The organism is Paraburkholderia sp. SG-MS1 (assembly GCF_012275575.1).
Lineage (GTDB): Bacteria > Pseudomonadota > Gammaproteobacteria > Burkholderiales > Burkholderiaceae > Paraburkholderia.
The window spans coordinates 1-10,572 of record NZ_NPIH01000204.1 but is presented as its reverse complement, the minus strand read 5'-3'; the positions used below and the strand labels follow the sequence as shown (position 1 = coordinate 10,572).

General features: G+C 62.7%; 13 protein-coding genes and 1 pseudogene. 6 read left to right on the top strand and 8 right to left on the bottom strand.

Features of this window, described 5'->3' with window-relative positions; genetic code table 11:
• Nucleotides 1–182: pseudogene (locus tag CIC12_RS33175) on the bottom strand (hypothetical protein); the annotation flags it as partial.
• A 433-nt stretch (nucleotides 183–615) separates the two neighbouring features.
• Here CIC12_RS33175 and CIC12_RS16335 point away from each other — a divergent pair.
• Complete coding sequence (locus CIC12_RS16335) at nucleotides 616–756, top strand: hypothetical protein (RefSeq protein WP_168665140.1); 141 nt, start codon at nucleotides 616–618, stop codon at nucleotides 754–756.
• A gap of 177 nt (nucleotides 757–933) precedes the next feature.
• Here the strand turns inward: CIC12_RS16335 and CIC12_RS16330 are convergent, their stop codons facing one another.
• Nucleotides 934–1,179, bottom strand: coding sequence for a hypothetical protein (locus tag CIC12_RS16330; RefSeq protein ID WP_168665139.1), 246 nt, complete (start codon nucleotides 1,177–1,179; stop codon nucleotides 934–936).
• Between the two features lie 217 nt (nucleotides 1,180–1,396).
• Nucleotides 1,397–1,609 (bottom strand): DUF3820 family protein, encoded by a 213-nt coding sequence (locus CIC12_RS16325; protein WP_042323893.1) that lies wholly within the window; start codon nucleotides 1,607–1,609, stop codon nucleotides 1,397–1,399.
• A gap of 149 nt (nucleotides 1,610–1,758) precedes the next feature.
• Here CIC12_RS16325 and CIC12_RS16320 point away from each other — a divergent pair, with 149 nt between their 5' ends.
• Together CIC12_RS16320 and CIC12_RS16315 are read left to right on the top strand one after the other, a co-directional pair.
• Nucleotides 1,759–2,811 carry an NADP(H)-dependent aldo-keto reductase gene (locus CIC12_RS16320; RefSeq protein ID WP_168665138.1) on the top strand — a complete coding sequence of 351 codons (1,053 nt, stop codon included), beginning with the start codon at nucleotides 1,759–1,761 and terminating at the stop codon, nucleotides 2,809–2,811.
• Between the two features lie 560 nt (nucleotides 2,812–3,371).
• Nucleotides 3,372–3,794, top strand: coding sequence for a hypothetical protein (locus CIC12_RS16315; RefSeq protein WP_168665137.1), 423 nt, complete (start codon nucleotides 3,372–3,374; stop codon nucleotides 3,792–3,794).
• Between the two features lie 60 nt (nucleotides 3,795–3,854).
• Here CIC12_RS16315 and CIC12_RS16310 read toward each other — a convergent pair whose 3' ends face one another.
• Nucleotides 3,855–4,682 carry an ABC transporter permease gene (locus CIC12_RS16310; RefSeq protein ID WP_168665136.1) on the bottom strand — a complete coding sequence of 276 codons (828 nt, stop codon included), beginning with the start codon at nucleotides 4,680–4,682 and terminating at the stop codon, nucleotides 3,855–3,857.
• A gap of 47 nt (nucleotides 4,683–4,729) precedes the next feature.
• Nucleotides 4,730–5,644 (bottom strand): nodulation factor ABC transporter ATP-binding protein NodI, encoded by a 915-nt coding sequence (gene nodI, locus CIC12_RS16305; RefSeq protein WP_168665135.1) that lies wholly within the window; start codon nucleotides 5,642–5,644, stop codon nucleotides 4,730–4,732.
• A 275-nt stretch (nucleotides 5,645–5,919) separates the two neighbouring features.
• On the opposite strand from nodI, the gene CIC12_RS16300 reads away from it, so the two are divergent.
• Complete coding sequence (locus tag CIC12_RS16300) at nucleotides 5,920–6,384, top strand: universal stress protein (RefSeq protein ID WP_168665134.1); 465 nt, start codon at nucleotides 5,920–5,922, stop codon at nucleotides 6,382–6,384.
• 61 nt (nucleotides 6,385–6,445) lie between these two features.
• On the opposite strand, the gene CIC12_RS16295 is transcribed toward CIC12_RS16300, so the two are convergent.
• From CIC12_RS16295 to lexA, 3 genes are all read right to left on the bottom strand, one after another.
• Nucleotides 6,446–7,051, bottom strand: a complete 606-nt coding sequence (locus CIC12_RS16295; protein WP_168665133.1) for a DUF2939 domain-containing protein — start codon at nucleotides 7,049–7,051, stop codon at nucleotides 6,446–6,448.
• A 161-nt stretch (nucleotides 7,052–7,212) separates the two neighbouring features.
• Complete coding sequence (locus CIC12_RS16290; protein ID WP_168665132.1) at nucleotides 7,213–7,557, bottom strand: hypothetical protein; 345 nt, start codon at nucleotides 7,555–7,557, stop codon at nucleotides 7,213–7,215.
• A 61-nt stretch (nucleotides 7,558–7,618) separates the two neighbouring features.
• A complete protein-coding gene (gene lexA, locus CIC12_RS16285) occupies nucleotides 7,619–8,269 on the bottom strand; it encodes a transcriptional repressor LexA (protein ID WP_168665131.1) in 651 nt (216 codons plus the stop codon).
• 309 nt (nucleotides 8,270–8,578) lie between these two features.
• Here lexA and CIC12_RS16280 point away from each other — a divergent pair, with 309 nt between their 5' ends.
• Together CIC12_RS16280 and cysT are read left to right on the top strand one after the other, a co-directional pair.
• Nucleotides 8,579–9,619 carry a sulfate ABC transporter substrate-binding protein gene (locus tag CIC12_RS16280; RefSeq protein ID WP_168665130.1) on the top strand — a complete coding sequence of 347 codons (1,041 nt, stop codon included), beginning with the start codon at nucleotides 8,579–8,581 and terminating at the stop codon, nucleotides 9,617–9,619.
• 155 nt (nucleotides 9,620–9,774) lie between these two features.
• Nucleotides 9,775–10,572 (top strand): sulfate ABC transporter permease subunit CysT (gene cysT, locus CIC12_RS16275; protein ID WP_168665129.1); only part of this gene is annotated, 798 nt, incomplete at its 3' end.

Here is a 10,572-nt window from a genome sequence, read left to right as displayed (position 1 = left end):
CCACCCCAGCCTCCCCAAATACCTACCGTGCCGTAAGCCGGTACATACGGCGGCCCGTACGCATATCCGTAGCCGGGGTAATAGGGCTGCGCATAGCCATAGTCATATCCGGGCGCAACTGCGCATCCGGTGAGACCTGTAGCCAGCGTCAACAGCGCGATCGATGCAACGAGCCTGCTCACGATTTTCTCCTTCGTTTTTCTCCTTCGTATAAGCATGAGAAAAATCGCCTGCGATGGAGTTCAGTAGCATTTGTGTCCACACATTACGACGCGCCGTGAGCGAACTTGCGTTCGTGATGGACATATGCGATCGAATCCATAGCGGCCAGCCACCGCGACGATCTTCGATCGCCTTACCAATGCGCGTTGCGGTAACAGTTGGTTAAATGTTTGCAAAGCAGCCGTAGGGGACGCCTGCTAATTCCGCTCAGACAATTACCTTCGAATCCACACCCGATGCCCTGCGTCGAAGCTGAACAAAAAAGAAAGACACGCCCATAGCCAGGACCGCTCGACGCGAAGCCGGCAAACACACGATCGCCGACGAATTACGATCCATCCTCATCTACCGCGTCGGCAACACGCGCAGCTGGTCAACGCTTTCGAAGCGACCGTGAAGTGGATGCTCGCGCATTGCCGGCTCGACTGCGACGATCGCTGTCTCGCGTTTCATCAGACGGCACGTCAGGTCACCACGGCGAGTCCGGCGCAGGTGCGCCGTCCGCTTTACCGGACCTCGGTGCGTCGCCGGTAGCCGCGGCGGACGGTACTGAAACCGCTGTTCGAGGGGCTTCAACCGGATTGGATGGCGGCTGATGCTTTGGATGGGCTAGCCTGAGTAGGGGCCGGCGCACGACGTCTTGCGGGCCAGTGACGCCGACGTGTCGGTGCGTGCGCATCGATCGCGCGAAGCCCCGCCGTGTCAGGCCCACTAATGCAGCACGAGCCCCGAGTGATGCAGCGCAGGGTACACGCCGATGATGAACGCCGCGTAGATCGCAGCCATCGTCACGCCGGCGGCCGTGCCCCAGATGTCGCGCGACGCAGCGCCCCGGCGAAAATGCAAGGGCAGTCCGACGACCAGATAGCCGATCAGAAAAAAGACAATGACGGCACGCACGGGCGAGAGGTCGTGACCGATAAATTCCAGCAGGGCGGGCAGACTGAATTCGGGCATGGACAGACGGGTAAGCGGGATCGGATGCGAAGCTTCGAGCGGGCCATCGGACCATCCGCGACGACGCGATGACTTATGCCGATTTAAATCCAGGCGAGTGCGCGGCGCAAGAAAAAGACTGTATGAATTTGTACCGGCCTACATGGCTTGCACGGTGCCTGCGCCGATACTTTCATCCGGCTTCGCGTTAATCGAACCGGCTTGCATCGCGCCGATATCAGCGCTTGCGCAAGGGTTCGAGCAGCGGCTTCAAACCGTTGTGATCGATCTCCTGCATCAGGGCGAGCAGGCGGCCTATTTCGCCCGGTGGAAAGCCCTGACTCGCGAACCAGTTTAGATAATGGCCGGGCAGGTCGGCAATCACACGGCCTTTATATTTTCCGTAGGGCATCACGCGTGTGACCAGCAGTTCGAGGTGTTCGGGATTCATCGCGGAAGTATCGACGCGTGGCCTGTTGAGTGCGGAGTGCGTAAAAGTGGGCGATGCCCGCCCCGTTCGCATTCTAGCCTTGATGCAGGCATTGCGCCGGCGTGGTAACGTCAGCGCTTTCCGTTCACCTATTCAACAGGACAAGATAGATGGAACACCGCAGACTCGGCGACTCCGATGTGCAGGTCAGCCTGATCGGTCTCGGCACCATGACGTGGGGCGAGCAGAACACCGAGCAGGAAGCGCATGCGCAGATCGACTACGCGCTCGATCATGGCGTCAACCTGATCGACACCGCCGAAATGTACCCGGTGCCGCCACGCGCCGAAACGCAAGGCTCGACGGAACGCTACATCGGCACCTGGCTCGCGCAGCATCGCAGCGCTCGCGAGAAAATCGTGCTCGCCACCAAGATCGCCGGACCGGCGCGTCAGCCGCACAATCCGCGCCATATTCGCGGCGAGGGCAATCAGTTCGATCGCAAGAACCTGACCGAAGCGCTCGACGGCAGCCTGAAGCGCCTGCAAACGGACTACGTCGATCTGTATCAACTGCACTGGCCGGATCGCAGCACGATGACGTTTGGCCGTCCCGCTTATCCGTGGGTCGACGACGCGTACACGGTGCCGATCGAAGAAACGCTGTCGGTGCTCGCCGAGTTCGTCAAGGCGGGCAAGGTGCGCCACATCGGCGTGTCGAATGAAACGCCGTGGGGTGTCGCGCAGTTCCTGCGCGCGGCCGACAAGCTCGGCTTGCCGCGCATCGCCAGCATCCAGAATCCGTATAGTCTGCTGAACCGCACGTATGAAGCGGGTCTGTCCGAGTACGCGCATCGCGACAACATCGGCTTGCTCGCCTATTCGCCGCTCGCGTTCGGCTGGCTGTCGGGCAAGTATGAAGGCGGCGCGCGTCCGGCCGGCGCCCGCATCTCGCTGTTCGAGCGCTTCGCGCGTTACAGCAAGCCGCAAGCGGTTCAGGCGACCACGCGCTATGTGGAACTCGCGAAACGTCAGGGCCTGTCGCCCGCACAGTTCGCGCTCGCGTTCGTCAATAGCCGGCCGTTCGTGACCAGCAACCTGATCGGCGCGACCTCGCTCGATCAGTTGAAGGAAAACATCGCCAGCGCCGAGGTGAAGCTCTCGCCGGAAGTGCTTGCGGAGATCGACGCGCTGCATGAGTTGCAGCCGAACCCGGCGCCTTGATGGGTCGTCGAGCGTGGGTCGACAAGCCTCGGGTTCGAAGTGATTTCGAGCGAGGCATGAACCCGCGTGGCAGATTGCTCCGGCGTGGTCGCCGGAGCGGCTGCGATGTCGTTTGCCTGGCTTCGCCCACGCCGGCGCCTGAAACGGGTGCCAACTTTCCGCCTTCCGCATAGCCCATCCAGAACAAGCCGGTCGCGAACGCGATGAGCGTTTGCATCGATCAGCCGGACCGCCACGAGCGACGTCAACGCATGCGCTAATCATCGCCACGCCGATAGAGGTAGCTGACCGGCGGACCCGTCGCGTGCTCACATCTGAAAAGACCGCATTCGTCAGCTGGCGGGCAAATGTCCCTCCCGGAATCTGATTCACGACCTAAACTGAGGTGGACGGAGGCGGTCGGGAAGAACCGGACTGTGGGTGCCGCCATGCTGCAGCGCACGCCCGAAGGAAGTCCCCTTGCGGGGCACCAGTGGTAGGATTCAGCCCGAAAAATCGAGCGCGGCACGCCATCGACGTGCGCGCCGCACACAACCGAGCGATAGGACTCAGGACATCGAATGGCGCAACAAAAAACAAACCCAAAACTCGAGCAGGCGCTCACGCGCGGGGACCTGGCCATCCGCCAGGCGAATTCGGCACGGGCGACAGCCTTGCTGCGCGCGCTGGGCAAGATGATCGTCGACGCTTCGGCGACCATCGGCGTGGAAGCGTTCACGCTGATTCCCGATGGCGACAAGATTTACGATCCCGCCGATGGACTGTGGCCGCAGGAGTTGCAGGTTTCGCTCGATGGTCCCGTCGAGGAAGCCGATCCCGACGAGATTCGGACGGTGCGCCTGATTGCCGACGATCCAGGCACGGTGTTCCGGGTCGAATGGCAGCGCGCCGATGGCAAGATCGGGCGCCAGGATGGCGGCCCGTTCGCGACGGTGGCGTTCATCTCTGACGTCGACATTCCGTGGACGGACGAAGAGGACTGAGCGCGCCACCTGCGGCTATTGAATTCATTCGACGTGTTCAACGTATTCGACACGCGTGGGCTATTTCATCATCCGCCGTCGAAACAGAATCGCCGACATGACAAACCCGCCCACCGCATAAGCCGCCAGCACGGCCAGATGCACAAGCGCGTTGTCGAGGGGCCGCCCGAGCATCGCCGGGCGCATCAGATCGACCGCATGCGCGAGCGGCAGCACGCCGGTCACCGCTCGCGCGGCCGCGGGCAGTTGCGATGCGGGAAAGAATACGCCGGAGAGCAGCAGCATCGGCGTCAAGACCAGCGTCTGGTAAAACATGAAAAAGTCGTACGACGGTGCGAGCGCCGTCACCACCATCGCGATGCTCGCGAACGCGAGCCCGGTCAGCACGATCACCGGCAGCGCGAGCAGCATCGATGGGAAATTCGCGTAGCCGAGCGCGCCCGCCACCAGCATGATCGCCGCACCCGACAGCATCGACTTGCTGGCCGCCCAGATCACCTCGCCCAGCACGATGTCACCGAGTGTCAGCGGTGTATGCATGATCGCCTCCCACGTGCGCTGCACGTGCATGCGCGAGAAGCCCGAATACATCGATTCGAAACTCGCCGACATCATCACGCTAGACGCCACCGTGCCCGCCGCCAGAAACGCGATGTACGACACCCCGTCGACGTGTCCGACCATCAGCCCTAGCCCGAAGCCGAGGCCGAACAGATAAATCATCGGATCGGCGAGATTGCCGAACATCGACGCGAGCGCGAGCTTCTTCCAGACCAGATAGTTGCGGCGCCATACCGAAATCCAGTTGACGGCGTTGGCCGGGAAGGCGGCGAAGGGCTCCTGTTTCGACGGCGCGTCGCCAGGGGGGTCGTAAGTGCGAGCGTCCATTGCGTGTCTCGTGGGGTGTCGTGATGGCTTCGGCGGTGGCGGTGTCTTCAATCCTGCATCTCGCGGCCCGTGAGCCGCAGGAACACATCCTCCAGATTCGCGGGTCTGTGCAGATAGCGCAGATCGGCGCGCTGCTTGAGCCGCGCATGCACCGGCTGCGCGTCGTTCACGTAGCAGAACAGCGTCTCGCCGCTGATCTCGGTTCGTTCGACGAGCGGCCCCAGTTCATCGCGCAATGCAAACGGATCGGGACCGAAGATCTCGATCACGTCGCAGCCGATCTCGGATGCGATCAGCTCGCTCGGCGCGCCTTCGGCGATCTTGCGGCCTTCTTCGATCACACATAGCCGGTGGCAGAGCCGCTCGGCTTCCTCCATGAAGTGGGTGGTCAGCAGGATCGTCTTGCCGCGCGTGAGCAGCGAGCGCAGCCGTTCCCATATCAGATGGCGCGCCTGCGGATCGAGGCCGGTGGTCGGCTCGTCCATGATCAGCACGTCGGGATCGTTGACGAGCGCGCGCGCCAGCGTCAGACGCCGTTTCATGCCACCCGACAACTCGCTCACGCGCGCATCGGCCTTGCTTTCGAGCCGCGCGAATTCGAGCAGCGACGGTACCATCGCGCGGCACTGCGCGGCGCTCAGGCCGAAGTAGCGGCCGAACACCAGCAGATTCTCTCGCACAGTGAAGTCGGGATCGAGATTGTCGAATTGCGGCACCACGCCGACGCGCGCCCGCGCGAGCCGCGCACGGCCCGGGATCGGCTCGCCGCATAGGCGGATCGCGCCGGCGTCGGGTGCCGCGATGCCGAGCAGCATGCGCAAGGTGGTCGTCTTGCCCGCGCCGTTCGGGCCGAGCAGGCCAAAGCATTCGCCAGCGTTGACATGAAACGACAGTCCATCGACGACCGTTTTTTCGCCGTAGCTTTTCTTGACCTGGTGGAATTCAATGGCGGCTTCAGGCATAAGTCGATCGAGGCTCCGGGAAAAGACGCGAATGGCCGGGAAGGCCGCCTATTCTAGGGCATCGGCAGGTTGACGTTGGCAGGCAGATAGCGCTTCGGAGGCGGGTTTTGCACTGCCGCATCCGTTTGCCAAACCGCTGCGAAGCCGGGGCAAGCCCGCGCGCACCGGTTTAGGGCGCACCGTCGCCGCACTTAGCGTTTTCCATCCCTTGCAACCTGAATTGCGGCGCACCATGATTCATTCAGACCGCGCTTCCCGCGCGAAGGGAGAAAACCATGGCGAGCTACCAAAAAATTCTGCTGTGCTACGACGGCTCGCGCGAAGGCCGCAAAGCGCTGCGTTGCGGCGCCGACCTCGCGTTGGACCTGAAGGCCGAAACGCATCTGCTGTCCGTGGTGGACATGCGCTCCAGCATTGCGCAAAGCGCGGGTCTGCTGACCGATGTGGCCTGCGGCAGCTTCGAAAAAACCGCGCGCGACATTCTGCAGGAAGGGGTGGACTGGCTCACCGAACGCGGTGTGAACGCGCAAGGGCATTTCGCGTTCGGTCATCCAATCGACGAGATTGCGAATCTCGCGAATGACCTGCATGTCGATCTCGTCGTGGTCGGACATCGCTGCCGCACCGGCTTGTCGCGATGGTGGATGGGGGCAGGCAACACGCCGCTGCTCGATCGCGTGTCATGCAGCATTCTGGTGGCGTGTTCTTCCGCGCAGGAGCAGCAGCAAGCCGCGGCTTGATGCGGCTCGCTGCGCTGGGACGCGCGTATGGCGCGAGCGGCTGGCCGTGACGGCCGGCCGGTCATTCGTTCAGATTGATCGCGGCGAGCTTCCACGTGAACAGACCTTCGCGCCGGAAGACCGCCGAGTAGTGCGCATTGGCTTCGCCGCGCCGGTAAGTGACGACGAACTCGTTGAGGCCGCGATAGCCTGCGGTGGTTTGCCGCGATGCCGGGGTCGTCGCAGTGGTGGGGGTGTCGCCAGCGGCGGGCGAGGCAGGCGTTTGCGTGGCTGCCGCTGGCGGATGTTCGCCAGGATCGCCGCGTGGCGGCATGCCATTCAGTAGGGCTGCGACGCCGTCTGGTGTTGCATAGGAATCCACCAGCGGACCGATCAGCGTCACGCCGATCATCGCGCCGATGGTGGCCATTTTGCTGTCGTTATCCGCGTCCAGCCGGCGCGTCAGCATGCCTGCGATCTGCTCCTTCAGGCTGTCGCGCAACGCGGGAAAATCCACGTATTGATTGACGGTTTGCGCGTCGCGCGCATCTGCCGCGCGTTTCAGATTATTCAGCGCGATATAGGGAGACGCGTAAGCAAACCCGAGTGCCGCAATCACGACGACTACAACCAGCGTGATGAGCAGCGGCCGGGCGGCGGCCCCCTTGGTTCGTGTCGGACCTGTCATCGAATGGAACTCCCGATCAGATTGGATTTAACGTGGACTACGACCCCGCAAAAACAATCCCATTCTATGCAAATATCCGAACAGCAGGTCTGAAAAGCGCGCACGACGACCGCGATGCGTGAGGCATGGCGCGGCCTCTTTCCGGCTCATGACACACAGGCTCACAACTCGAACACCGCCCCATGCACGTTGGCTTCATCGGCAATGCAACGGTCGATCATGCGGCACACCGCGTCGACCGTGCCCACCATGATCAGCCGCGACGGCCCGTGATAGACGCGCACCGGCGCGCGCCGTGCAGGTTCCGCCGTATTCAACCCGGAGTTCAACGACACACGGGCAAACGCCGGCAACGACGACGGCAGGCAGGCTGCATCAGCGGGCGCGTCGAACAGCGACGCGGAGTCCTGAGCCGGTGCTTCGATCAATGAGCAAGGCACGAGATTGCGCAAATGGCGCAAACGGCCGAACTGGCGAAAGGGCAGCAGGCGGGCAAGGCGTTCCATGAGTCTCTCCAGGCAATGCAGCTTTGATGCAGCGTGGGATTAAGCGAACAGGCGCGGTGGCTTAGAACTCGCCGGGGCGGATCAACCCCACGGCGATGCCCTCCAGCGCGAATTCCGCACTGCCGGTTTCAACGAAAATGTTCTCGTAGTCGGGGTTCTCCGCGATCAGCTCGAGGCCGTTCGGCCGGCGCTTCAGGCGCTTGACGGTGACGTCGTCGCCAAGCCGGGCGATGATGATCTGACCGTCTTTCGCCTCGCTCTTCTTTTGCACCGCGAGCAGGTCGCCGTCGAAGATGCCCGCGTCGCGCATGGACAACCCGCGCACCTTCAACAGGTAGTCGGGCTTGCTCGAGAACAGCGCCGGATCGCACGCGAAGTGCTGCGAGATATGTTCCTGGGCGAGGATCGGGCTGCCGGCAGCCACCCGGCCGATCAGCGGCAGCGACAGCTGCATGATGCTCGGGTGCGGCAGCGTGAACTGATGCGGTGAATCTTCCGGGCCCGCCAGCAGGCGAATACCGCGTGACGCGCCAGCGGCGAGTTCGATCACACCCTTGCGAGCGAGCGCGCGCAAATGCTCTTCGGCCGAGTTGGCCGAGCTGAAGCCCAGTTCGGCGGCAATTTCCGCGCGGGTGGGCGGAAAACCGGTGCGTTCGATCGCCCGGCGAATCAGATCGAAAACTTGCTGCTGTCGTGCGGTGAGTTTTGTCATGGCCACTGTATGTATGAACAGGTGACTGTATTTTTATACAGTATTCGGCGCAATTCAAGCTTTACTTTAAGTTCGCGCCCTGGCCGCCGCTATGGCGCCCGTCATCGACGTCAAAACATCTGTTTTCGCGCCGCAACGCCTTATCCAGCTGTCATTACCACTTTTGCGTATTAAAGAATGAAGAAACATTATTTTTAATGATGAAGGCGCTTCGATAGACTGCCTCCCAGTTAACGTTCATGTGCACGTGAGCGCGACGCAGAACAACACCACGCTGGTTTCAGCGCACTACACGCGGAGAAAGTTGACATGAATCATCGACACACGGGGCTGGCTCGCAAAACGAAGCACCTGATCGCGGCGCTCGCCTTCGGCGCGGCCGGCGCCATCGGCGCGATGACACCGGCGCATGCGGCCGACACCACGCTGCTGAACGTTTCCTACGACCCGACGCGCGAGCTGTATCAGGACGTCAACCAGGCGTTCGGCAAGGAATGGAAAGCGAAGACCGGCGAGACGATCACCTTCAAGCAGTCGCACGGCGGTTCCGGCGCGCAGGCGCGCTCGGTGCTCGACGGCCTGCAGGCCGACGTCGTTACCCTCGCGCTCGCCTACGACATCGACGCGCTCGCCGGCAAGGGCCTGCTCGACAAGGGCTGGCAAAAGCGCTTGCCGGACAACGCGTCGCCGTACACGTCGACGATCGTGTTCCTCGTGCGCAAGGGCAACCCGAAGCACATCAAGGATTGGGACGATCTGACCCGGCCGGGTGTGTCGATCGTCACGCCGAATCCGAAGACCTCGGGCGGCGCGCGCTGGAACTACCTCGCAGCGTGGGCGTACGCGGAACATCAGCCGGGCGGCAATGCGCAGAAGGCGAAGGAATTCGTCGGCAAGCTGTATAAGAACGCCGGCGTGCTGGACTCGGGCGCGCGTGGCGCGACTACCAGCTTCGTGCAGCGCGGCATCGGCGACGTGCTGATCGCGTGGGAAAACGAAGCGTTCCTGTCGCTGAAGGAATTTGGTCCGGACAAGTTTGAAATCGTCGTGCCGTCGGTGAGCATTCTGGCCGAGCCGCCGGTCGCAGTGGTGGACAAGGTCGTCGACAAGCACGGCACGCGCAAGCTGGCCGAGGCGTATCTGAACTTCCTGTACAGCGAGGAAGGCCAGGAGATCGCCGCGCGCAACTTCTACCGTCCGCGTTCGAACAAGGTGCCGGCCGACCTGACCGCGAAATTTCCGAAGCTGAAGCTGTACACGGTGGACGATTCGTTCGGCGGCTGGGCCAACGCGCAGAAGACGCACTTTGCCGACGGCGGTGTATTCGACTCGATCTACCAGCCTCAATAACGCTGTCGATGCCCTAGCCGGCATCGACACACCGGCGCGGCGACGCGCCACTTCCGAGCGCGCCCGGTGGGCGCGCTTTTGGCCAACCGGAATCCGGGTCCGGTGGTCGAAGATCGGTGAACAAACGCCAGCATCAACCTGAACGAGTATCCAGCATGACGACGTTGACCTTCCGAAAGCCGAGCGCATTGCCCGGCTTTGGCCTGACACTCGGCATCACGGTGGCTTATCTGAGCCTCGTGGTGCTGATTCCGCTTGCGGCGACCTTTCTCAAGACCGCGACGCTCGACTGGGACCAGTTCGTGCGCGCCGTCACGTCGCCGCGGGTGCTCGCGTCGTACCGGCTGACGTTCTTCTCGGCGCTCGGCGGCGCGCTGATCAACGCGGTGTTCGGCTTTCTGGTCGCGTGGGTGCTGGTGCGCTACACGTTCCCCTTCAAGCGCATCGTCGACGCGGTGGTCGATCTGCCGTTCGCGCTGCCGACGTCGGTCGCCGGCATTTCGCTCGCCGCGGTGTACTCGGGCAACGGCTGGATCGGACAGTTTCTCGAACCGCTCGGCATCAAGATCGCGTTCACGCCGGCGGGTGTGCTGGTCGCGCTGACCTTCATCGGCTTGCCGTTCGTCGTGCGCACGGTGCAGCCGGTGCTCGAAGAGTTCGAGCGCGAACAGGAAGAGGCCGCCGCGTGCCTCGGCGCGACGCGCTGGCTGACGTTTCGCCGCGTCGTGCTGCCGGCGGTATTCCCGGCGCTTCTGACGGGCTTCGCGCTCGCGTTCGCGCGTGCGCTCGGCGAATACGGCTCGGTGATCTTCATCGCCGGCAACGTGCCGATGAAATCGGAAATCACGTCGCTCCTGATCATCACCAAGCTCGAACAATACGACTACGCCGGCGCGACCGCGCTGGCGGTGGTGATGCTGGTGGTGTCGTTCCTGATGCTGTTGTTCATCAAT

What these genes read in the sequence shown, in the direction of transcription:
- CIC12_RS16295 (WP_168665133.1), bottom strand. Translation starts at nt 7,051, where the DNA reads ATGACAGGTCCGACACGAACCAAGGGGGCCGCCGCCCGGCCGCTGCTC.
- lexA (WP_168665131.1), bottom strand. Translation starts at nt 8,269, where the DNA reads ATGACAAAACTCACCGCACGACAGCAGCAAGTTTTCGATCTGATTCGC.
- CIC12_RS16320 (WP_168665138.1), top strand. Translation starts at nt 1,759, where the DNA reads ATGGAACACCGCAGACTCGGCGACTCCGATGTGCAGGTCAGCCTGATC.
- CIC12_RS16310 (WP_168665136.1), bottom strand. Translation starts at nt 4,682, where the DNA reads ATGGACGCTCGCACTTACGACCCCCCTGGCGACGCGCCGTCGAAACAG.
- CIC12_RS16330 (WP_168665139.1), bottom strand. Translation starts at nt 1,179, where the DNA reads ATGCCCGAATTCAGTCTGCCCGCCCTGCTGGAATTTATCGGTCACGAC.
- CIC12_RS16300 (WP_168665134.1), top strand. Translation starts at nt 5,920, where the DNA reads ATGGCGAGCTACCAAAAAATTCTGCTGTGCTACGACGGCTCGCGCGAA.
- nodI (WP_168665135.1), bottom strand. Translation starts at nt 5,644, where the DNA reads ATGCCTGAAGCCGCCATTGAATTCCACCAGGTCAAGAAAAGCTACGGC.
- CIC12_RS16325 (WP_042323893.1), bottom strand. Translation starts at nt 1,609, where the DNA reads ATGAATCCCGAACACCTCGAACTGCTGGTCACACGCGTGATGCCCTAC.
- CIC12_RS16315 (WP_168665137.1), top strand. Translation starts at nt 3,372, where the DNA reads ATGGCGCAACAAAAAACAAACCCAAAACTCGAGCAGGCGCTCACGCGC.
- CIC12_RS16280 (WP_168665130.1), top strand. Translation starts at nt 8,579, where the DNA reads ATGAATCATCGACACACGGGGCTGGCTCGCAAAACGAAGCACCTGATC.
- CIC12_RS16290 (WP_168665132.1), bottom strand. Translation starts at nt 7,557, where the DNA reads ATGGAACGCCTTGCCCGCCTGCTGCCCTTTCGCCAGTTCGGCCGTTTG.